Below are 21,679 nucleotides of genomic sequence, written 5' to 3'. Positions count from 1 at the left end.
ATTTCATCGCATTTTCGTCGCATTTCGGAGCGTATAACTTGAGAACAGGAATCAAGGGCATGCGTCGCGCTGTCACCGCGACGGTGACCCTCACCGCGGGCGCGGTCCTCGCGGGCGGCGCGTTCGCCGGCCAGGCGCAGGCTGCCGCGCCACCGACGCCCACGATCGTCGCCAAGGGCGGCTACGTGATGAACAACGGCACCGGGGCGTCCCTCTTCGCCAAGGCCGCTGACACCCGCCGCTCCACCGGTTCCACCACCAAGATCATGACGGCGAAGGTGGTGCTGTCGCAGAAGAACCTCAACCTGGACTCGAAGGTCACGATCCAGAAGGCGTACAGCGACTACATCGTCGACAAGGGCTACGTCTCGTCGGCCAAGCTGATCGTCGGCGACAAGGTCACCGTCCGCCAGTTGCTCTACGGTCTGATGCTGCCGTCCGGCTGCGACGCCGCGTACGCGCTCGCCGACAAGTTCGGCACCGGCTCCACGCGCGCGGCCCGGGTGAAGTCGTTCATCGGCAAGATGAACACCGCCGCCAAGGACCTCGGTCTGAAGAACACGCACTTCGACTCGTTCGACGGCGTCGGGAACGGCGCGAACTACTCGACACCGCGCGACCTGACGAAGATCGCCAGCAGCGCGATGAAGAACTCCACGTTCCGCACCGTCGTGAAGACCAGGACGACGACGCAGAAGGTCACCACGAAGACCGGCGGCTACCGGAACATGTCGTGGACCAACACGAACAAGCTCCTCGGCACCTACAGCGGCGCGCTCGGCGTGAAGACCGGCTCCGGCCCCGAGGCCAAGTACTGCCTGGTCTTCGCCGCGACCCGCAACAACAAGACGGTCATCGGCACGGTCCTGGCCTCGACGTCGGAGGCCAACCGGACGGCGGACGCGAAGAAGCTCATGGACTACGGCTTCAAGAAGTAGTCCTCCGAGGGGTATGCCTCGGGGTTTCGGACGAAGGGCCCGCCGCACTGCGCGACGGGCCCTTCGCCATTCAGGCACGAGGCCCAGTTGTACGGGCGCTAGGCCCAGGTGATCAGCCGCTTGGGCTGCTCCAGAATCGCCGCGACATCCGCCAGCACCTTGGAGCCGAGCTCGCCGTCGACCAGCCTGTGGTCGAAGGAGAGCGCGAGCGTGGTGACCTGGCGCGGCTTCACCTTGCCCTTGTGGACCCACGGCTGGAGCTTGATCGCGCCGACCGCGAGGATCGCCGACTCGCCGGGGTTCAGGATGGGCGTACCGGTGTCGACGCCGAAGACGCCGACGTTGGTGATGGTCACCGTGCCGCCCTGCATCGCCGCCGGAGTCGTCTTGCCCTCCCGGGCCGTGGCGACCAGCTCACCCAGTGCGGCGGCCAGCTCGGGCAGCGTCCTGGTGTGCGCGTCCTTGATGTTCGGGACGATCAGACCGCGCGGGGTGGCGGCCGCGATCCCCAGGTTGACGTACTCCTTGAGCACGATCTCCTGATTGGCCTCGTCCCAGGCGGCGTTGACCTGCGGGTTGCGCTTGATGGCGACCAGCAGCGCCTTGGCGATCAGCAGCAGCGGATTGACCCGCAGCCCCGCCATGTCCTTGTCGGCCTTGAGTTCCTCGACCAGCTTCATCGTCCGCGTCACATCGAGCGTGATGAACTCGGTGACATGCGGCGCGGTGAAGGCGCTGCCCACCATCGCGGCAGCGGTGGCCTTGCGTACGCCCTTGATGGGGATACGGGTCTCCCGCGCCCCGGCCGCGACGGGCGCGGACACGGGTGCCTCGGCCACGGGCTCCGGGCGGACGGGCGCCGGGGCAGCGGCCGGAGCCACCGCCGCGTGCACGTCCTCGCGGGTGATCACGCCGTCGGGACCGGTCGGGACGATGTCCGCCAGATTGACGCCGAGGTCCTTGGCCAGCTTGCGTACGGGCGGCTTCGCCAGCGGGCGCGGAGCCGTACCGCCGTGGCCGTTCATCTCGGCCTGGATCACGGCGGTCACGGTGGCGGGCGCGGCCTGCCCCGGGACGGAGGTGCCCGCAGCGCCCTTGCGGGGGCGGCGCTTGGTGGAGGTCTCGGCGACGCCGTAGCCGACGAGGACGGGCGTACGGCCCTGCGGCTTGGCCTCCTCCTGGGCTGCGGGCGCGGCCGCCGCCTCGGCCACCGGAGCAGCGGCAGAAGCAGCAACAGGAGCCGCCGCGGGAGCCGCGTCACCGCTGCCCGGCGCCACATCGATCGTGATGATCGATGTGCCGACGTCGACGGTCGTGCCCTCCTCGAAGCGCAGCTCGTGCACCACGCCGTCGTACGGGATCGGCAGCTCGACGGCCGCCTTCGCCGTCTCGACCTCGCACACGACCTGGCCGTCGGTCACCGTGTCGCCCGGCTGGACGTACCACTTGAGGATTTCGGCCTCGGTGAGTCCCTCGCCCACGTCGGGCATCTTGAACTCGCGGAAGCGAAGGGAAGTGTCTGCAGTCATGGTCACGGCACTCCTCAGTACGCGAGCGAGCGGTCGACGGCGTCCAGCACCCGGTCCAGACCCGGAAGGTACTCCTCCTCGAGCCGCGCCGGCGGGTACGGCGCGTGGTAGCCGCCGACCCTCAGCACCGGGGCCTCCAGGTGGTAGAAGCACCGCTCCGTGATGCGAGCGGCGATCTCCGCACCGGAGCCGTAGAAGACCGGGGCCTCGTGGACCACGATCAGCCGGCCCGTCTTCTCCACCGACGTCTGGATGGTGTCGAAGTCGATCGGGGACATCGAGCGCAGGTCGAGGACCTCCACCGACTTGCCCTCCTCGGCGGCCGCGGCCGCCGCCTCGACACAGACCTTCACCATCGGTCCGTAGGCGGCGAGGGTGATGTCGGAGCCGACCTGGGCGACACGGGCCTTGTGCAGCGGCCCGGGAATCGCCTCGACATCGACATCGCTCTTGTCCCAGTAGCGCCGCTTCGGCTCGAAGAAGATCACCGGGTCGTCGCTCTGGATGGCCTGCTGGAGCATCCAGTACGCGTCGGAGGAGTTGGACGGCGAGATCACCTTGAGGCCCGGGACGTGCGCGAAGAGCGCCTCGGGGGACTCACTGTGGTGCTCGACCGCGCCGATGCCGCCGCCATACGGGATACGGATGACGACCGGCATCTTGATCTTGCCGAGCGCGCGGGCGTGCATCTTCGCGAGCTGCGTGACGATCTGGTCGTACGCGGGGAAGACGAAACCGTCGAACTGGATCTCCACGACGGGCCGGTAGCCGCGCAGCGCCAGGCCGATCGCCGTGCCGACGATGCCGGACTCGGCGAGCGGGGTGTCGATGACACGGTCCTCGCCGAAGTCCTTCTGCAGTCCGTCGGTGACACGGAAGACGCCGCCGAGCTTGCCGACGTCCTCACCCATGATCAGGACCTTGGGGTCGGTGTCGAGGGCCTTGCGCAGCGACTCGTTGAGCGCCTTGGCGAGGGGGAGTTTCTGTACGGCCATGATTAGTTGCCCTCCTCGGCGAAGGACGCCTGGTACGCGGCGAACTGTGCGCGCTCCTCGTCGACGAGGGCGTGCCCGTCGGCGTAGACGTTGTCGAAGATCGCCATGTGATCCGGGTCGGGCATGGCCCGCACCGCCTCGCGCACCCGCTTGGCGAGCTGGTCGCTCTCCTCGTCCAGAGCGGTGAAGTACGCCTCGTCGGCGTGCCCCTCGTTCTGCAGGTACGTACGCAGCCGCAGGATCGGGTCCTTGGCCTCCCAGGCCACCCGCTCGTCGTCGTGCCGGTACTTGGTGGGGTCGTCCGAGGTGGTGTGCGCGCCCATCCGGTAGGTGAACGCCTCGATCAGGGTCGGGCCCTCGCCGCGGCGCGCCCGCTCCAGCGCCGACCGGGTCACGGCCAGGCAGGCGAGTACGTCATTGCCGTCGACCCGGACGCCGGGGAAGCCGAAGCCCTGCGCGCGCTGGTACAGCGGCACCCGGGTCTGCCTCTCGGTCGGCTCGGAGATGGCCCACTGGTTGTTCTGGCAGAAGAAGACGACCGGGGCGTTGTAGACCGCGGAGAAGGTGAACGATTCGGCGACATCGCCCTGGCTGGACGCGCCGTCGCCGAAGTAGGCGATGACGGCCGAGTCCGCGCCGTCCTTGGCCACGCCCATCGCGTAGCCGGTGGCGTGCAGGGTCTGCGAGCCGATGACGATCGTGTAGAGGTGGAAGTTGTTGGTGGTCGGGTCCCAGCCGCCGTGGTTCACACCGCGGAACATCCCGAGCAGATTGGTCGGGTCGACGCCGCGGCACCAGGCGACGCCGTGCTCGCGGTAGGTCGGGAAGACATAGTCGTCGTCGCGCAGTGCGCGGCCCGAGCCGATCTGTGCGGCCTCCTGGCCCAGCAGCGACGCCCACAGTCCGAGCTCGCCCTGGCGCTGGAGGGCGGTGGCCTCGGCGTCGAAACGGCGGGTCAGGACCATGTCCCGGTACAGCCCGCGCAGCTCGTCCGGCGTCAGGTCGATCTCGTACTCGGGGTGCTCGACGCGCTCACCCTCGGGCGTCAGCAGCTGTACGAGCTGGGGCTCGGAACTCTGCGGCTTTTTCGCGGCGCTGACGCGCTTGGTGCTGCGTCGCGGTTTGCGCGCGGCAGTGCTCTCCACGGTCACGTGCGTGCTCCTCCGTCTGTCCGGCCCCCGGGGTCCGCCGGGAGCCAGTGCGGCTCGCCTGAATTCCGTACCCGTGCACGGGGTGGGTGCGACGCGGCCGGGAACAGGCGTGACAGGTGCCCCGGCGAGCGCCCTGCCAAAGGAACGTTACCCAGTGGGTCGCATTACTGCGAAACCCCTTTTGACCTGCGATTTTGCTTGGATTTCCAAGTAAATCGAGAAATAGGGGAACAACCACTGGTCACAGCCCTGCAGGCCGCCGGAACACGGGCACGTTATCCCGCTGACCCCGGACACGGGAAGAGTAGATGTGTGAAACTATTTTCGTGCGCAAAGACGGAAAAATCACGGTATTTCTGTTGGATGACCTTGAGATTGCGCGGCGCGGTGTCCGTGAGCTGCTCTCGGCCGAGGACGGCATCGAGGTCGTCGGCGAGTCAGGTACGGCGGCAGATGCCCTGGTCAGGATCCCTGCCACCCGCCCCGACGTCGCCGTGCTGGATGTCCGGCTGCCGGACGGCAGCGGCGTGCAGGTCTGTCGCGAGATCCGTTCCCGGAACGAGAACATCAAGTGTTTGATGCTCACCTCGTTCGCCGACGACGAGGCGCTTTTCGACGCGATCATGGCCGGCGCCTCGGGATATGCGCTCAAAGCGATCCGCGGCAGTGAGCTGCTGACAGCGGTACGGGACGTGGCGGCGGGCAGGTCGCTGCTGGACCCGGCGGCCGTCGCCCGCGTACGGGAGCGGTTGCGGTTGCGCGGCGGAAGCAACTCCAGGAGCGACGACAGACTGGACGACAGACTGGACGACAAACCGTCGGACCTGACCGAGCAGGAGCGCAGGATCCTGGACCTGATCGGGGAGGGACTGACCGACCGCGCCATCGGCGAGCGGCTGCATCTGGCCGAGAGAACGATCAAGAACTGTGTCTCCGGCCTGCTCTGCAAGCTGGGCAGGGAACAGCGCTCGGAGGCCGCCGCGTACGGGGGCAGGATGCAGGCGGAGCGTCCGCACCCCTGAGCCGGCACCCTCGGCCCGCACCCCTGACCCGACGGCGCCCCTGGCCCGCACCCCTGAGCCGGCGCCCCTGACCCGACGGCACCAGCGACCCGGAATCACTCATCCCTTCGCGCTCGCGGTTCACCCGTTCGGGCTAAACCGGACGGGCGCGGACGGGCCGGCCGGCGAGCAGCACAGGGGCTCCTCGCCCGCTGGATATCCCGAAGAGCCGCACCTCCGCCACGCTGTGTGATCTAACATCTGGCGGGTGCCGCGCTCATCTGCTACTGCCCCACCCGTCGGTGATTTGCTTCGCCGCTACGAGGACACGGGCGACCCGCTCTCCTGCCAGCCCGTCCACCTCGGCCTCCTCAATCGCGGCTACCGGCTCTCCACCACCCGCGGCGCCTACTTCCTCAAGCACCATCTCGACGGCGACCGCGAGGCCATCGCGCGCCAGCACCGCGCCACCCAGCGACTCCAGACGCTCGGCGTCCCGGTCGCCCCACCGGTCGAGGACGCGCACGGCGACACGGTGGCGGTGATCGGCGGGCGGTGTTACGCCCTGCACCCCTGGATCGACGGCAGGCACCGCGACGGGGCCCAGCTGACGACGGTCCAGTCGCGGCGCCTCGGCTCGCTGCTCGGGCTCGTCCACACCTGTCTGGAGCGGGTCATGGAGGTGGACCCCGCCGGGCGGCGTGAGTACGAGAGCGCGGACCCCGAGGAGACCTTCACGCTCATCGACGAACTGCTGGGTCTTGCCCGCAGGGCCAAGCCCAGGGACTCGTTCGACACCCTGGCCGTACACCGGCTCCTGGAGCGGCGCGCGCTGCTGGAGCGCCACGCGGACCGCAGACCACCGCCGGGCTCCGCCGGGGGCTGGGTGCACGGCGACTTCCACCCGCTGAATCTGCTCTACCGCGGGGCGGAGCCGGCCGCGATCGTCGACTGGGACCGGCTGGGCGTGCAGCCGCGCGCGGAGGAGGCGGTGCGGGCGGCGGCGATCTTCTTCGTCCAGCCGGCCGGGGAGCTGGAGCTGGCCAAGGTACGTGCCTATGCGCGGGCCTACCGCCGTGCGGCGGGGGCGGACGCGGAGGAACTGACGGCGGCGGTGCACCGGGTGTGGTGGGAGCGGCTCAACGACTTCTGGATACTGCGCTGGCGCTACCAGCTGCACGACCGAAGGGCCGACCCGCAGTTTCCTGCGGCGTCGGCCCTGGTGGTGTGGTGGACGAGGGAGTACGAGGCGGTGTGCGAGGCGTTCGCCGGGTGAGCGGCCGGGCGGCCGGCCCCCGCCCGGGCGCTCGACGTCGCCGGGACGGCCGCCCGGGCCACCCGGCGACCCCGTGTGCCGGAGGTTGCCGCCCCGCCCGGGCGCTCGTCGTCAGAGGTTGCCGCCCGGATCTGCCGGGTCGCCCGTCGGGTCGCCGGTCGGCTCCGTGGGATCGGCCGTCGTCGGGTCGTCCGTCGGGTCGCCGGTCGGCTCCGTGGGATCGGCCGTCGTCGGGTCGTCCGTCGGCGTCGGCGGATCGCTCGGCGTGTACGAGGGCGTGTACGACGGCGTGTAGGACGGCGTGTACGACGGCTTCTGGCCGTCGTCCGTGGGGTCCGGCTGCTCGCTCGGCTCGGTCTCCTCGTCGCTCGGCGTCGGCGTCTCGTCCGGCTTCGCAGGAGTCTCGGAGACCGATGTCTCGTCCTTCGGCTTCGTGCCGGGGTCCTTCGCCTTGTCCAGCGCGAAGGCGACACCCGCCGCTATGGCGATCATGGCGAACACGGCGAACAGCCACATCTTCCCGCGGCCGCCCCTGCCGTTGCGGTGGCCACCGTCGTACCCGCCGTCGTCCGGGTTCATCGGCGGCAGGATGGGGCCCTGCGAGGTCTCGCCGTGGACCGGGTGACCCATCATCGCGGTCGGCCCGGTGACGCCCATGGCGGGCGTGAGAGCGCCTTCGTGCATCCCGACGGGCCCGGTGTTCCAGGCACCCGTGTGACTGCCCTGCTGCTGCAGCATCTGCAGGGCGTACTGGACCAGACCGCGCATCTCCTCCGCGCTCTGGAACCGGTCGTCCGGGTCCTTCGCGAGCGAGCGCATGACCAGTCCGTCGAGCTCCGGCGGCACCACGTCCGAGACCTCGGACGGCGGGACCGGGATGTCCTGGACATGCTGGTAGACGACCGAGAGCGGGGTCTCGCCGGTGAACGGGGGCCGCATGGCGAGCAGTTCGTACAGCAGACAGCCCGTGGCGTACAGATCGGACCGGTGGTCGACGGCCTTGCCCAGCGCCTGCTCGGGCGAGAGGTACTGCGGGGTGCCCATGACCATGCCGGTCTGCGTCATCGTCGACTGCGCGCCGTGCAGGGCGCGCGCGATGCCGAAGTCCATCACCTTCACCGCACCGGAGTGGGTGATGATGACGTTGGCGGGCTTGATGTCGCGGTGCACGATGCCGTGCTGGTGCGAGTACGCGAGCGCTTCGAGCACACCCGAGACGATGATCAGCGCCTGCTCGGGCGGCGGGGCCTCCGCGCTGACCAGCAGATCGCGGATGGTGCGGCCCTCGACGAGCTCCATCACGATGTAGGGGACGGTCTGGCCGCCCACCACGTCCTCGCCGGAGTCGTAGACCGCCACCACCGCATGGTGGTTGAGGCCGGCGACCGACTGGGCCTCGCGGGTGAAGCGGGCCTTCGAGACGGGGTCCTCGGCCAGATCTGCGCGCAGCAGCTTGACTGCGACGGTACGGCCCAGCCGTACGTCCTCCGCCGCGAACACCTCGGCCATACCGCCGCGTCCGAGACGGTGCGTCATGCGGTAGCGGCCGTCGCCGACCAGCCCGTCGATGCCCCAGGCATCCGCAGCATCCGGCACTCCGCCGCCGCCTGCTTCGGGTTCGGGTGCCATCAGTCCTCGCCGTCGTATCTGTCCGCGTGCCTGGTGCCGTGCGGGGTTCGCTGTGTCCTCAGGGGTGCTGTGCCAGGTCACGCTACAGCCTTCGGGTGGCGCAGCGGTTTCCAGATGGACCGGCCATCAAACCCGCTGCCCGTATGGCCAGGCAAATTCCATGCTTTTCCTGTAACGCTTCCGAGACGCTTCTCGTGCGTACGGTCACGGAACGGGCACCCGGCTTGACGTGTCGGACCCCTCGGGCAGACTTGCCCCGTAATACGGATCACGTTCCACGGATCGCGCCAGTCGATCACGTACAACGAGTTCCGGACAAAATTCCGCACAACTGATCACGGATCACGGATCAACGCGAACCATCGCGGGCCATCGGGCCTTCGGGCCTTCGCGCCGAGGGGGATGCAAGTCATGAGCCAGGACGGCGCACAGGGCCGCTATGCGGGTGGTTCCGTAGCGGGCGGCCGGTACCAGCTTCGCGACCTGCTCGGCGAAGGCGGCATGGCCTCCGTCTATCTGGCGTACGACTCGGCGCTGGACCGCCAGGTCGCCATCAAGACGCTGCATACGGAGCTGGGGCGCGAGCAGTCCTTCCGCGAGCGCTTCCGGCGTGAGGCGCAGGCCGTCGCCAAGCTGTCGCACACCAACATCGTGTCGGTCTTCGACACCGGTGAGGACGAGCTCGACGGTTCGATGATGCCGTACATCGTCATGGAGTACGTGGAGGGCCAGCCGCTCGGATCCGTACTGCAGGCGGACATCCAGCAGTACGGCGCGATGCCGGCCGACAAGGCGCTCAAGGTCACGGCCGATGTGCTGGCCGCCCTGGAGACCAGCCATGAAATGGGCCTGGTCCACCGCGACATCAAGCCCGGCAACGTGATGATGACCAAGCGCGGCATCGTCAAGGTGATGGACTTCGGCATCGCGCGCGCCATGCAGTCGGGCGTCACCTCGATGACGCAGACCGGCATGGTCGTCGGCACGCCGCAGTATCTGTCGCCCGAGCAGGCGCTGGGCCGCGGCGTCGACGCACGGTCCGACCTGTACTCGGTCGGCATCATGCTGTTCCAGCTGCTGACGGGGCGGATCCCGTTCGACGCGGACTCGCCGCTGGCGATCGCGTACGCGCATGTGCAGGAGGAGCCGGTCGCTCCGTCCACGATCAACCGCTCCGTCACTCCGGCGATGGACGCGCTGGTCGCCCGCGCGCTGAAGAAGAACCCGAACGAACGCTTCCCGAGCGCCGCCGCGATGCGCGACGAGTGCGCGCGGGTCGCGGGCGCCGGGCAGACGGGCGCGCCGGTGATCATCGGCGGTGCGCCGTCGAGCAGTGGCGCGGGGGTCGGCTCCGCGGTCTTCCCGCCGCTGGACCAGTCGACTCCGGCGCCGCAGAGCGTGCAGACGCCGTACCAGCCGGGTCCGTACGGTCCGCCCACGCCGACTCCGGCTCCGGCTCCGGCTCCGCAGTACGGCTATCCGCACACGTCCGCGCCGGTGTACCAGACGCCCGCACCGATGTCCTCGACGCCGCCTCCGTACACGATCGCGCCGCAGCCGACGGCTTCCGGCGGCCCCGGTGGCGGTGGCGGCAAGCGGAACACTCCGGTCATCGTGGGAGCGATCGCGGTTGCCCTGCTGGCGATCGGCGGCCTGGTCGCGGCGGTCGCGCTGAACAAGGAAGCGGACGAGGGCGACGACGCCGACCCGAGCACGAGCGAGTCGGTGGAAGCGGGCCACAAGGGGCCGGAGCGGCACCGGACCATGAAGACGACGGACTGCTCGGACGCCCGGGAGAGTTCGTACGACCCCTCCAAGGTGGTTGCGCCGAACTTCGTCTACAAGGACATCCTCTCGGTCAAGGCATGTGCCCAGACCATGGGCTGGAAGATCGAGGTGAAGGAGTCCGACAACTCGCAGTGGGGCGAGGACGTCGTGCTCTCGCAGTTCCCCCTGGCGGACTCGGACATCTCCGAGGAGAACGCGAGCTTCACTCTTGAGGTCTCCACCGGCGATCCGGAGTAACGGGCGCGGCTCGTACGCAGGTCGCTGCGAGGCATCACGGGCCCGCACCCTCGGGCCTCAGGTCTCAGCTCCGCACCCTCGGGCCTCAGGTCTCAGCTCCGCACCCTCGGGCCTCAGGTCTCAGCTCCGCACCCTCGGGTCCTCACCCTCAGGCCGTCAGACCTCAGGCCTCCCAGGCTCTCGCCCACGGCCCGGCACGCAGCGCGCGTGCCGGGCCGTTGCGCGATCCGGCGTGCTGTTCGAGATGCCGGAAGTATCCCGCTATGTGACGCTGAGTCCGATATCTCGGCGGCTCGGCACGGGAGGGGGTCACCCGGTGACTCCAACGCTCCGCACACGGTGCGCGATCACGGTCGCGTCACTCCTGCTGCTGACCGCGCCCCCTGCGTACGCCGAGGAGCACGATTCCCCGCGCGACGACCGCACGGCTTTCGCTCCCGTCTCGAAGCAGCCGAACGCCTCCCCCTCTTTCGCGGGCCGGCCGGCCGGTGAGGGGCGGCGGCGCCCCGGACGCCAGATGACGCCGTCCAGGAGCACGAGCCCGAGTGCGTACGCGAGCCCCGGCCGGACGCCGCCGGCTTCCAGGCCCCCCTTGGCGAAGCCTCCCCACCCCGCATCCGAGTCTGCGCCCGTGCCTCCCTCCGCGTCCGCATCCACGTCCGAGTCGAGGCCCAAGTCCAAGTCCACGCCCAAGTCGACCTCCAAATCCGCTTGGGCCGACCATTTCCGTACGCGACCGTCCGCCCCCAAGCCCCCTCCTGCGGAGGACGAGGCACTGGAGAGGGAGGAGCAGGAGGAGGCCCGGGACACCGCCCAGGACACCTTCGTGGAGCCGACGCCCACCCCCAGCCGTACGGCACCCGCCGACGCCCGTGACCAGGCCCCACAGGCCGTGCCCCAGCCCGCCGGGCGGCAGACCTCCCCCCTGTCGCTGGGGGCCGGGATGGCGCTCATGGGGCTGGGGATCGGCTTCCTGGGAGTCCGGCTGCGCCGCCGTTGATCTTCCCGTCCCCCTTAGGACGTACGCGCACCGTCCGACTCAGGGTGGTTGGCCGGAGCCTGCATACCCGGTATACATACTGAGTATGTCCATCCGTCACGGGCTCCTTGCCCTCCTTGAGCACGGCCCTCGCTACGGCTCCCAGCTCCGCACGGAGTTCGAGTCGCGCACCGGTGCCACCTGGCCGCTCAATGTCGGCCAGGTGTACACGACCCTCAACCGCATGGAGCGCGACGGCATGGTCGCCCAGAGCGGCGAGGACGACGCCGGCCACGCGCTCTACGTGATCACGGAGCTCGGGCGCACCGAACTGAGGAGCTGGTTCGAGACGCCCGTGGACCGCAGCAGTCCGCCCCGTGACGAGCTGGCCATCAAGCTCGCGATGGCGGTCGGCGCGCCCGGAGTGGACATCCGTTCCGTCATCCAGTCGCAGCGCCACCACACCGTGAAGGCGATGCAGGACTACACCCGGCTCAAGGCGCAGGCACTCGCCGCGATCGAGAGCGGGGGCTCGCAGGAGCGCGACGACGTGGCCTGGCTGCTGGTCCTGGAGCAGCTGATCTTCCAGACGGAGGCCGAGGCGCGCTGGCTCGACCACTGCGAAGTACGGCTCATCAGGCTCTCCGCGGCGGCCGAGCGGGGAGCCGGGCACACGACGGCCGCTTCTTCCACCTCACCCTCGGCGCAGCCCGCGGCCACGTCGGCACAGCCCGCGTCTCCTGCGTCTCCCGCGCACGCGCGGCCTGCGCAGCCGACCTAGCCGGCACAGCGCCCGGCACGACCACACAGCTTGTCCCTGCACCTGCCCGAGCGGCCTCACTGGCCTCACCAGCCCCACCGGCCTCGGCAGGACGGGACCTCATCGCTTCCCGCTCACCACACCGTCACCGCACAGCTCACCTCTCCGTACATCCGCTCGTATGTACGTGTACGCGTCCGTCCAAGGGGGGACCTTCCCATGTCCGATCCGCAGTCCCAGCAGTCCCAGCGGTCACAGAAGTCGCAGAAGTCGCAGGATCCCGTGCTGCAACTTCAGCAGCTGACCCGTGTCCACGGCAGCGGGGCCACCGAGGTGCATGCCCTCCGCGGCATCAACCTCGATGTCTTCCCCGGCGAACTCGTCGCCGTCATGGGCCCGTCCGGCTCCGGCAAGTCCACGCTGCTCACCATCGCCGGCGGCCTCGACGCTCCCACCTCGGGAAGAGTGATCGTCGAGAACACCGACATCACCACGGCCGACCGCAAGACGCTGGCCGCCCTGCGCCGCCGCAGCATCGGATACGTCTTCCAGGACTACAACCTCATCCCGGCCCTCACCGCCGCCGAGAACGTCTCCCTGCCGCGCGAACTCGACGGCGTCTCCGCGCGCAAGGCCCGTACGGAGGCCGTCTCCGCGCTGGAGGAAATGGACCTCGGCCACCTCGCCGACCGCTTCCCCGACGAGATGTCCGGCGGACAGCAGCAGCGCGTGGCCCTCGCGCGCGCCCTCGTCGGCGACCGGCGTCTCGTCCTCGCCGACGAGCCGACGGGCGCCCTGGACTCCGAGACCGGTGAGTCCGTCCTCGCACTGCTGCGCGCCCGCTGTGACGCAGGCGCGGCCGGCATTCTCGTCACCCACGAACCGCGCTTCGCCGCCTGGGCGGACCGGGTGGTCTTCCTGCGCGACGGCGCGGTGGTCGACCAGACACTCCGCAGCCAGGCGGACTCCCTGCTCTCCGGCCAGGCGGCCGAGCTGTGATCACTTGGTACCACTCCTGGCGGGCCGCGATCCGGATCGCCCGCCGCGACGCCTGGCGCTCCAAGGGACGCAGCTTCCTCGTCCTCGCGATGATCGCCCTTCCCATCCTCGGTGTGAGCGCCGCGGATCTGACCGTGCGCAGCGCCGAGCTCTCTACCGAGCAGAGCCTCGAGCGTTCGCTGGGCGCAGCCGACGCCAGGCTGGTCGACGCCCAGATGGGCGGGGTCCCCATCATGCAGAGCCCGGACGCCAACTCCTCCATTCCGGTGGGGAACTTCGACAACAAGCCGTATCCAGAGGGGGGGACGGACGTCACCAAGGTGCTGCCCGCCGGCGCCAAGTCCCTGACGGACACGACGGGTTCCGCCAAGCTGCACACCACACACGGTCTGCTGAACACCGAGATCCGTGAGCTCAACTCCTCGGACCCGCTGGTCAAGGGCATCATGGCCGTCGACAGCGGCCACCTCCCGCAGAAGGCCGACGAGGTCGCCGCGACCACCCACTTCCTGGAGAGCAGCGGGCTGAAGGTGGGCTCCAAGCTCACCGCGCGCGGGTTCGACCGGGAGTACAAGATCGTCGGTGCGTACGAACTTCCCGACTCGCTGAAGACCGACGAGGTCACCGCACTGCCCGGCGCTCTCCTCGCCCCGCTCGACAAGGCGCTCGAGGGGGCCGGGCTGCCCGGCACAGAGGCAACCACCACGCATCTGGTGTCCGTTGCCGGCGGTTTCACGTGGAACATGGTCAAGGAGGCCAACACCAAGGGTGTGACGGTCACCTCGCGTGCCGTGGCCCTCGACCCGCCGGCCAAGTCCGAGATTCCGATCTACCAGCAAGAGGGCTGGGGTCAGTTCGAGGAGAGCACGGCCGCCAAGGCCGCCGCGCTCGCGGCCGTCGGCACCGTCGTCGGCCTTGCCATGCTGGAGATCTGCCTGCTGGCAGGGCCCGCCTTCGCGGTCGGCGCCCGGCGCTCGCGCCGCCAGCTCGGCCTGGTAGGCGCCAACGGCGGCGACCGCCGCCATATCCGCGCCATCGTCCTCGCCGGCGGTCTGGTCATCGGCTTTGCCGCCGCCGTGGTCGGTACGGTCCTCGGCCTCGGCCTCACCTTCGTGCTGCAGCCGCTGCTCGAGGACTACATGGGCAAGCGCTTCGGCAGCTTCGACGTACGGCCGCTGGAACTGCTCGGTATCGGGCTGCTGGCCGTGTTCACGGGCCTGATGGCCGCGATCGTGCCGGCCATCACCTCCTCCCGGCAGTCGGTGCTGGCCTCGCTCACCGGCCGCCGCGGCGTACGCAAGAGCAGCCGCGTGCTGCCGGTCATCGGACTGATCGCGACAGCTCTGGGTGCGGCGATCGCGCTCTACGGGTCGACGATGACCAGCCAGTTCATCGTCGTCGCAGGCGGCAGCGCCCTCGCCGAGCTGGGCGTGGTCGCGCTGACCCCTGCGCTGGTGGGACTGTTCGGCCGGATCGGCCGCATCCTGCCGCTCTCCCCACGGCTCGCGCTGCGCGACGCCGTACGCAACCGGGGCCGTACGGCTCCCGCCGTCGCCGCGGTGCTGGCTGCCGTCGCGGGCACCGTGGCCGTGGCGACGTACACCGCAAGCAACGACGCTCAGGGCAGGGCCGATTACCAGGCCCGGCTGCCGCACGGCGCTATCTCCATGACGATCGACGAGGACGGCGGCCGGGATGTTCCGGCGGTGCGCGCCACCGTGCAGAAGTTGATGTCCATCGACGTACGGGCCGATGTGGACCGGGTGGTCGTCGGGAAGGCCAACTGCTCGATGTACAGCGACGCAGAGGGCTGCGGCCGCCACGAGGTTGTGGTGCCCAAGGCCAACGAGTGCCCGCTGTGGACGACGGACCCGGCCAAGCCGAACGAGGACCCGGCGGAGAAGTACAGCCCCGCCGAGCGACGCAAGCTCGCCGATGACTGGCGCTGCAAGAGTTCGTCGGGCGAGGGCAGCCTTGTGGTCGGCGACGCGAAGCTGCTGAAGGTCCTGGAGATCGACGACGCGGCGGCCGAGAAGGCACTGGCTGCCGGGCAGATCGTCTCGTTCGACAAGCGCAACGTCGACAAGAGCGGCAAGATCGGCGTCCGTCTGATCACCGACAACAAAGCGGCCTCCAAGGCCGCCGAGCAGGGCAAGGAAACACCGGGCGAGATCAAGGCGTTCTCCGCGCACCAGGTCGCCGGTGAACCCAACTCGTACGGAATCTCGATGATCGTGTCACCTGCCGCGGTGAAGTCGGCGGGGATGAGCACGGTGCCGTACGGCGCGTACTACTCCACCGACAAGATGCCGAGCAGCGAGCAGCGTCAGCGGCTCGACGGCGAGCTCAACAAGACCGGCACCGCCATCGACCTCCATGTCGAGGAGGGCTACACCAGCGAGAACAGCATCATCCTGCTGGCGCTGACGGTCTTCGCCGGGCTGATCACCATCGGTGCGGCCGGTATTGCCACGGGCCTCGCCCAGGCCGATGCCGAGGCGGATCTGAAAACGCTCGCCGCGGTCGGCGCTGCGCCGCGGGTCCGCAGGACGCTCAGCGGGTTCCAGTGCGGTGTGGTGGCCGCGATGGGTGTGGTACTCGGCTCCGCAGCGGGTGTGCTGCCGGCGATAGGACTGCGACTCACCGAGAAACGCCAGATGATGGAGTGGCATGAGCACGCGCTCAATGAGGGCTACGGCGGCATAGATGAGCTGCCGTACGTGCCGATCATCGTTCCCTGGGCGACACTGGCGGCACTGCTCGTCGCCGTCCCGCTGGGCGCGGCACTCCTGGCGGCGCTGGTCACCCGCTCCCGCGGCGCGCTGGCCCGCCGCGAGGCAACCTGACGCCCGGCGCCCGACAGGCGTAGTCAGCGGTTTCGTGCCCCCGTACGAGGGTGGATCAACCTCGTACGGGGGCACACCGTCTGGTGATGCATTTGTGCGAGAGAATGGCGGCATGGAGATGCCGAGGAATGAACGGTCGCAGGAGAGCCCCCACATCCTTGTCGTAGGACAGGACGGAATGGCGCTTGGCGGCGGTAACAGTGACGACGAGTCGCGCGAGGTCCCGGTGACGGAGATGGTCGAACAGCCGGCAAAGGTCATGCGCATCGGCAGCATGATCAAGCAGCTGCTGGAGGAAGTCAGGGCAGCGCCTCTGGACGAGGCGAGCCGGGTACGGCTCAAGGAGATTCACGCCAGCTCGGTGAAGGAGCTGGAGGACGGCCTCGCCCCCGAGCTCGTCGAGGAACTCGAGCGTCTCTCCCTCCCCTTCACCGACGAGGCAATCCCCTCAGAGGCGGAACTGCGCATCGCGCAGGCCCAGTTGGTGGGCTGGCTGGAGGGTCTGTTCCACGGAATCCAGACGGCGCTGTTCGCCCAGCAGATGGCAGCCCGCGCCCAGTTGGAACAAATGCGCCGCGCCCTCCCGCCGGGCGCCTCCCACGAGGACGACGAAGACGGCCCCCACGGCGCGATCCGCTCGGGCCCGTATCTGTAGCCGAGTCTGCATGCGTACAGGACCGCCCGGCCCACCGATGTGGGCCGGGCGGTCCTGTGTTCCGTGCCCTGCCTGCCCGTGTCCTGCGTCCTGTGCCCTGCGTCCTGTGCCCTGCGTCCTGTGCCCTGCGTCCTGTGCCCTGCGTCCTGTGCCCTGCGTCCTGTGCCCTGCGTCCTGTGCCCTGCGTCCGGTGTGGGGCGTCCAATGTGGGGCGTACGGTGTGGGGCGTACGACGAGGAGCACGCCAGGTCGAATCGATGCCGCGGATGCGGGCTTGCCACACACCCCCGGCTGCGTTCAAGGGCGCGGGGCGCGACGCTGCCCGTCCGGGAGCCGTGCGGCGCAGCCGTCAGGCCGCCGGGGGCGTGGGAGTACGCAGCACCCCCACGTTCGAGGCCGGGCAGGCGGGATCAGTCCTCCGACGCCACCAGCAGGATCTTGCCGACATGTGCGCCGGCCTCCAGCGCGCGATGCGCCTCCGCCGCGTCCCGCAGGGGAACCGTGCTGTCCACCACCGCACGCACCCGCCCCCCGCCGATCAGCGGCCAGACATGCTCCCGCACCGCCGCGACGATCGCCGCCTTCTCGCCCAGCGGACGCGCCCGCAGCGAGGTCGCCGTGATCGCGCCGCGCTTGCCGAGCAGCGCCGCCAGGTTCAGCTCACCCTTGGTCCCGCCCTGGAGGCCGATCACGGCAAGGCGGCCGTTGACCGCCAGCGCCCGCACGTTCCGGCCCAGGTACTTTGCGCCGACGATGTCGAGGATGACATCCGCGCCCGCCCCGTCCGTCGCCTTGCGGATCTCCTCCACGAAGTCCTGCTCGCGGTAGTCGATCAGGATGTCCGCGCCCAGCTCCGCGCAGCGTGCCAGCTTCTCGGGCCCGCCCGCGGTGACGGCCACCCGCGCACCCACCGCCTTGGCGAGCTGGATCGCCATCGTGCCGATACCGCTCGCACCGCCATGCACCAGCAACGTCTCGCCCGGGCGCAAGTGCGCGATCATGAACACGTTCGACCACACCGTGGCGGTCACCTCGGGCAGCGCCGCAGCCGTCGTCAGGTCCAGCCCCTCCGGTACGGGCAGCAGCTGCCCCGCCGGCACCGCGACTTTCTCGGCGTAGCCCCCACCCGCCAGCAGGGCGCACACCTCGTCGCCCACGGCCCATCCGGAGACGGCAGGCCCCAGAGCGACGATCCGCCCCGAGCATTCGAGGCCCGGGTACGGCGACGAGCCGGGCGGGGGGTCGTAGAAGCCCTGCCGTTGCAGCAGATCGGCGCGGTTGACCGCGCTCGCGACGACCTCGACGAGGACTTCTCCCTCGCCGGGTACGGGATCGGGCACCTCGGCCCAGACAAGCGCCTCGGGACCACCAGGTTCGGGAATCGTGATCGCATGCATGGCCGCGAGGCTACTCCGGCGAAGGGCTACGCCGAGGTGTTGAGCGGTGAACCGTTCTCGGCGCGCACGATGGTGATGAGCCGGTCGGTGAGCTGCAACGGACTGGCCGCCGGATCGTCGTAGCCGAGCAGCCGGTGCCCGCGCAGCACGCACACCACCAGATCCTCCGTCTCCCGGACACCGCGCCCCGCCTCGGCCTTTATCACCGGCCTTTCGATGAGATCGAGTCCGCTGCCCTGCTGGATCAGGTCCTCCATCACCGTGCCCGCGCTGGGGCTGAGCACGGACAGGCCCAGCAGCCGGCCCGCCGCGCTGGCGCTGGTGATCACCGCGTCTGCGCCGGACTGTCGCAGCAGCGGCGCGTTCTCCTCCTCGCGTACCGCAGCAACGATCTTCGCGCCACGGTTGAGCTGGCGCGCGGTCAGGGTGACCAGCACAGCCGTATCGTCGCGCTGGGTCGCGATGACGATCTGGCGTGCCTTCTGCAGCTCGGCACGGAGCAGTACATCGCTGCGGGTGGCATCGCCGATGACGCCCACAAAACCCTCCGCGTTGGCGGCCTCGATCACGTTGCTGCTGGGGTCGACGATGACCAGCTGGTCCTTCTTCAGCCCTGTGGCACAGAGGGTCTGCATCGCCGATCGTCCCTTGGTGCCGAAGCCGACGATGACGGTGTGGTCACGCAAGTTGGACCTCCAGCGGTTCAGCCGCCACTCGTCCCGGGTCCGTTCCGTGAGGACCTCGAGAGTCGTGCCGACCAGGATGATGAGGAAGAGCACGCGCAGTGGAGTCACCAGCAGGACATTGGTGAGCCGGGCCCCGTCGCTGTACGGGACGATATCGCCGTAGCCCGTGGTGGAGAGGGTGACCGTCGCGTAGTAGACGGAGTCGAGGAAGTCGACCGAGCCGTCTGAATTGTCGTGATAGCCGGCCCGGTCGGACCAGACGAGCAGCACCGTCAGAACAAGTACGCCCAAGGCCATCAGCAGCCGTTTGCCTACCTGGCGCAGCGGGCGCTCGACGATACGGCGGGGGAGTTTCACCCGACTGGTGACCAGGTGCTCGCCGGCATCCCGGGCAATGGCGTCTTGGCCGGGAAGTTTCACGTGAAACAGCCTCCTTCGTCACCCGAGGGCGACCAGGGCGTCCAGGGCAGATCGATGACCTCCAGCACGGCACCGGCCCGCGCGCCGCCGGGCGGGACGACGGCGAGACCATCGGCGGCGGCGATGCCGCGCAGCATGGCCGGTCCGTTGTAGTGCAGCGGCACGATCCGGTCGTCGCGGTGGACGATGGGCACGAGGCGGGTGTCGTACGGATGCCCGTGCACCTCGTCCCGTACCGGCAGGTGGTACGGGAGGGGATTCTGCTTGCCCGCCAGCTCACGCAGCAGCGGCTCGGCGAGCGTGAGGAGCCCCGAGACGGCGGCGAGGGGGTTGCCGGGCAAGCCCACCAGATGTCTGGCGGGGAGGTCTCCGCTCGGGGCGAGAGCGGCCAGCAGCATCGGGTGGCCCGGGCGCACCGCGACTCCGTCGACCAGCAGTTCGGCGCCCGCCTTCCGCAGGACCGGATGGACATGGTCGACCGGACCCGCGGCCGTACCGCCGGTGGTGATCAGGAGGTCGGCGTCTGAGGTGGCGAGGGCATGGTGGAGAGCGTCGGCGTCGTCGCCGAGACGTCGCGTTTCCATGACATCGGCGCCGAGGGCGCGCAGCCAGGGGCCGATCATCGGCCCGAGGGCGTCGCGGATGAGGCCTTCGTGGGGCAGTCCGGCAGTGAGCAGCTCATCGCCCAGGACGAGGACTTCGACGCGCGGCCGGGCGACGGTGAGCAGTTCGTCGTAGCCGGCGGCCGCGGCGAGGCCGAGCACAGCGGGGGTCACCAGGCAGGTGGCGGGCAGGAGTTGGTCGCCGGAACGGCACTCCTGTCCCCGCGGCCGGATGTCCTGGCCAGGGATCACCTCACGCTCCGCGTACAGCCGGCTCTTGTCCGCGGCGGTGCGCGAGTGCTCGCTGCGGATCACCGCGGTGGCCTCGGGCGGGACACGGGCACCAGTGGCGATCCGCACCGCCGCGCCGTCGGGAAGGGGCGGGGTCTCGCCGTGACCCGCGAGGATCGAGCCCTCCCCCTGGACGGACCACGGCCCGGGGCCCGCAACGACCCAGCCGTCCATGGCGGAGGTGTCGAAGGAGGGCAGATCACACAGCGCGGTCAGCGGCTCGGCGAGCGACTGGCCGAGGGCCTGATCGAGCGGTACGCGCCGGGTACGGGGAGGGGTGGCGCGCCCGATGCGTGCCGCGAGAGCACGGGCGTCGGGCCAGGAGGTGGCGCGATGCCGGGTCGCTTCGGTTCGGGCCGGGCCGGGCCGGGGTGCGCCGGGGAAAGGGGTGCCCGAGGCGGGATTGCCCGAGTCCGTCGCGTCCGAGCCCGGGGCGCCCGAGCACGCGGCGGAGGCGGGTTCCTCGCGGGTCCGGCGGCCGACGAGTGCGATTGCCTCCTCGACCCCGTCGGCGTCCTCCTCGTCCTGATGGCCCTTGCCCACGGCGTCCACCTCGTGGTCCTGACCGTTCATCCGGCGTCGGCCTCGCCAGAACCGGGGGCCCCGGGACCCTGGGGAGTTTCGGGGGCCTTTGCCTCCGGGAGCGCCTGCTCGGCCTCCTGCGCCCAGCGCGCGGCGAGCGCGGCGGCCTTGCGGGCAGCTTCCGCGACCGCCTCCGGCCCACCGCCGCCCGCCTTGGCCGCCGCGTAGCCCACCAGGAAGGTGGTGAGCGGCGCCGCGGGGCGAGCGACGCCGTGCGCGGCATCACGGGCGAGGTCGAGCAGAACGCCGATGTCGACATCGAGTTCGATGCCGAGTTCGTCCTTGACTGCGGTGATCCATTCGTCCAGCACGTTCCCATGCTCCCTGATACGGGCCCGGGCCGCGGAGATGTCCTCCCAGGTGTCGCAGTCGAAGGAGGCGAGAGGCTCCGCTTCGATCCGGGCGAGATCGAGTTCCTGCGTCAGCAGACGCAGAGGAAGCCCGCTCAGGCTCCCGTACTCGGCGGCCAGGAGAGCAAGTTCGCGGCGCAGCGGTTCGGTGCGGTACACCGCGACGAGAGGCTGGTCGCGGCCGTCGGGATCGGTGAGGAGGGCCGCCTCCCGCCCGCTCGTATCGAGGGCGCCGATCAGCTGCCCTACGGTGCGCTCACCCAGGAACGGCAGATCGGCCGAGAGCACGAGTACGGCCGCGGCCTCGACCTGCCGCACTCCGGCGTCGAGAGCGGCGAGCGGTCCGCCACCCGGCGGCTCCTCCCGCGCCCAGACCACGGGGTGCGCGGTGGCCCGGCGCCCCCCGACGACAACGGTGCGCCGGGCGTCCCGGCACACCCCGAGCACACGGTCGAGCAGGGCCCGACCGCCCACGCTCACCGCCGGCTTGTCGGCCCCGCCCAGCCGCTTCGCGGCACCTCCGGCGAGCACGATGGCGTCATACGCGGTCATCCCTGAAGTATGGGCC

At 70.0% G+C, this 21,679-nt stretch carries 17 protein-coding genes; 9 read left to right on the top strand and 8 right to left on the bottom strand.

Translation table 11 applies throughout. The annotated features are described in order from the left end of the window. Positions 1-38 precede the first annotated feature (38 nt). The gene (locus tag OG883_RS32380; RefSeq protein ID WP_266548318.1) at positions 39-938 is read left to right on the top strand and encodes a D-alanyl-D-alanine carboxypeptidase family protein; all 900 of its coding nucleotides are present in this window, start codon (positions 39-41) and stop codon (positions 936-938) included. 98 nt (positions 939-1,036) lie between these two features. Here the strand turns inward: OG883_RS32380 and OG883_RS32375 are convergent, their stop codons facing one another. Genes OG883_RS32375 through pdhA form a run of 3 tightly spaced genes read right to left on the bottom strand, consistent with a single transcriptional unit; the run spans position 1,037 to position 4,613 of the window. Then, complete coding sequence (locus OG883_RS32375; protein WP_266548315.1) at positions 1,037-2,467, bottom strand: dihydrolipoamide acetyltransferase family protein; 1,431 nt, start codon at positions 2,465-2,467, stop codon at positions 1,037-1,039. Positions 2,468-2,481: 14 nt separating this feature from the next. Next, a complete protein-coding gene (locus tag OG883_RS32370; protein ID WP_266548312.1) occupies positions 2,482-3,462 on the bottom strand; it encodes an alpha-ketoacid dehydrogenase subunit beta in 981 nt (326 codons plus the stop codon). Between the two features lie 2 nt (positions 3,463-3,464). Further along, positions 3,465-4,613, bottom strand: a complete 1,149-nt coding sequence (pdhA, locus tag OG883_RS32365) for a pyruvate dehydrogenase (acetyl-transferring) E1 component subunit alpha (protein WP_266548310.1) — start codon at positions 4,611-4,613, stop codon at positions 3,465-3,467. Between the two features lie 326 nt (positions 4,614-4,939). On the opposite strand from pdhA, the gene OG883_RS32360 reads away from it, so the two are divergent. Both OG883_RS32360 and OG883_RS32355 read left to right on the top strand, forming a co-directional pair. Further along, on the top strand, positions 4,940-5,635 hold the full coding sequence (locus OG883_RS32360; RefSeq protein ID WP_323181021.1) for a response regulator transcription factor: 696 nt from the start codon (positions 4,940-4,942) through the stop codon (positions 5,633-5,635). 247 nt (positions 5,636-5,882) lie between these two features. Further along, complete coding sequence (locus OG883_RS32355; protein WP_266548305.1) at positions 5,883-6,890, top strand: phosphotransferase; 1,008 nt, start codon at positions 5,883-5,885, stop codon at positions 6,888-6,890. Between the two features lie 111 nt (positions 6,891-7,001). Here OG883_RS32355 and OG883_RS32350 read toward each other — a convergent pair whose 3' ends face one another. Beyond that, entirely contained in the window at positions 7,002-8,519 is a 1,518-nt protein-coding gene (locus OG883_RS32350; protein WP_266548302.1) for a protein kinase, read from the bottom strand. A 411-nt stretch (positions 8,520-8,930) separates the two neighbouring features. Between OG883_RS32350 and OG883_RS32345 the strand changes: the two genes are divergently transcribed. The 6 genes from OG883_RS32345 (at position 8,931) to OG883_RS32320 (ending at position 16,783) form a co-directional block, all read left to right on the top strand. Next, positions 8,931-10,544, top strand: a complete 1,614-nt coding sequence (locus OG883_RS32345) for a protein kinase (RefSeq protein WP_266548299.1) — start codon at positions 8,931-8,933, stop codon at positions 10,542-10,544. A 631-nt stretch (positions 10,545-11,175) separates the two neighbouring features. Further along, positions 11,176-11,544 (top strand): hypothetical protein, encoded by a 369-nt coding sequence (locus OG883_RS32340; RefSeq protein WP_266548296.1) that lies wholly within the window; start codon positions 11,176-11,178, stop codon positions 11,542-11,544. Positions 11,545-11,629: 85 nt separating this feature from the next. Further along, on the top strand, positions 11,630-12,304 hold the full coding sequence (locus OG883_RS32335) for a PadR family transcriptional regulator (RefSeq protein ID WP_266548294.1): 675 nt from the start codon (positions 11,630-11,632) through the stop codon (positions 12,302-12,304). Positions 12,305-12,502: 198 nt separating this feature from the next. Beyond that, a complete protein-coding gene (locus OG883_RS32330; RefSeq protein WP_266548292.1) occupies positions 12,503-13,282 on the top strand; it encodes an ABC transporter ATP-binding protein in 780 nt (259 codons plus the stop codon). Continuing rightward, positions 13,279-16,128 (top strand): ABC transporter permease, encoded by a 2,850-nt coding sequence (locus tag OG883_RS32325; protein ID WP_266548289.1) that lies wholly within the window; start codon positions 13,279-13,281, stop codon positions 16,126-16,128. Before OG883_RS32330 ends, OG883_RS32325 begins: the two co-directional genes overlap by 4 nt. Before the next feature lie 112 nt (positions 16,129-16,240). Then, positions 16,241-16,783, top strand: coding sequence for a bacterial proteasome activator family protein (locus OG883_RS32320; protein WP_323181020.1), 543 nt, complete (start codon positions 16,241-16,243; stop codon positions 16,781-16,783). A gap of 410 nt (positions 16,784-17,193) precedes the next feature. Here the strand turns inward: OG883_RS32320 and OG883_RS32315 are convergent, their stop codons facing one another. From OG883_RS32315 to OG883_RS32300, 4 genes are read right to left on the bottom strand one after another with little or no spacing between them, the layout of a single operon-like run. Continuing rightward, a complete protein-coding gene (locus OG883_RS32315; RefSeq protein ID WP_266548287.1) occupies positions 17,194-18,180 on the bottom strand; it encodes an NAD(P)H-quinone oxidoreductase in 987 nt (328 codons plus the stop codon). 26 nt (positions 18,181-18,206) lie between these two features. After that, positions 18,207-19,286 carry a TrkA family potassium uptake protein gene (locus OG883_RS32310; RefSeq protein ID WP_266548285.1) on the bottom strand — a complete coding sequence of 360 codons (1,080 nt, stop codon included), beginning with the start codon at positions 19,284-19,286 and terminating at the stop codon, positions 18,207-18,209. Next, positions 19,283-20,752: a molybdopterin molybdotransferase MoeA gene (locus OG883_RS32305; protein ID WP_266548283.1), complete on the bottom strand. Its 1,470-nt coding sequence runs from the start codon at positions 20,750-20,752 to the stop codon at positions 19,283-19,285. Before OG883_RS32305 ends, OG883_RS32310 begins: the two co-directional genes overlap by 4 nt. Further along, positions 20,749-21,663: an NTP transferase domain-containing protein gene (locus OG883_RS32300; RefSeq protein WP_266548280.1), complete on the bottom strand. Its 915-nt coding sequence runs from the start codon at positions 21,661-21,663 to the stop codon at positions 20,749-20,751. Before OG883_RS32300 ends, OG883_RS32305 begins: the two co-directional genes overlap by 4 nt. Positions 21,664-21,679: the final 16 nt, after the last annotated feature.

The sequence above is a fragment of the Streptomyces sp. NBC_01142 genome (assembly GCF_026341125.1).
Classification (GTDB): Bacteria; Actinomycetota; Actinomycetes; order Streptomycetales; family Streptomycetaceae; genus Streptomyces.
The sequence above is the reverse complement of the archived record's forward strand: the minus strand, read 5'-3'. Positions and strand labels throughout refer to the sequence as shown.

Coding starts and splice junctions, on each gene's coding strand:
- OG883_RS32375 (WP_266548315.1), bottom strand. CDS start 2,467: ATGACTGCAGACACTTCCCTTCGCTTCCGCGAGTTCAAGATGCCCGAC.
- OG883_RS32370 (WP_266548312.1), bottom strand. CDS start 3,462: ATGGCCGTACAGAAACTCCCCCTCGCCAAGGCGCTCAACGAGTCGCTG.
- OG883_RS32350 (WP_266548302.1), bottom strand. CDS start 8,519: ATGGCACCCGAACCCGAAGCAGGCGGCGGCGGAGTGCCGGATGCTGCG.
- OG883_RS32345 (WP_266548299.1), top strand. CDS start 8,931: ATGAGCCAGGACGGCGCACAGGGCCGCTATGCGGGTGGTTCCGTAGCG.
- OG883_RS32335 (WP_266548294.1), top strand. CDS start 11,630: ATGTCCATCCGTCACGGGCTCCTTGCCCTCCTTGAGCACGGCCCTCGC.
- OG883_RS32330 (WP_266548292.1), top strand. CDS start 12,503: ATGTCCGATCCGCAGTCCCAGCAGTCCCAGCGGTCACAGAAGTCGCAG.
- OG883_RS32320 (WP_323181020.1), top strand. CDS start 16,241: ATGGAGATGCCGAGGAATGAACGGTCGCAGGAGAGCCCCCACATCCTT.
- OG883_RS32315 (WP_266548287.1), bottom strand. CDS start 18,180: ATGCATGCGATCACGATTCCCGAACCTGGTGGTCCCGAGGCGCTTGTC.
- OG883_RS32305 (WP_266548283.1), bottom strand. CDS start 20,752: ATGAACGGTCAGGACCACGAGGTGGACGCCGTGGGCAAGGGCCATCAG.
- OG883_RS32300 (WP_266548280.1), bottom strand. CDS start 21,663: ATGACCGCGTATGACGCCATCGTGCTCGCCGGAGGTGCCGCGAAGCGG.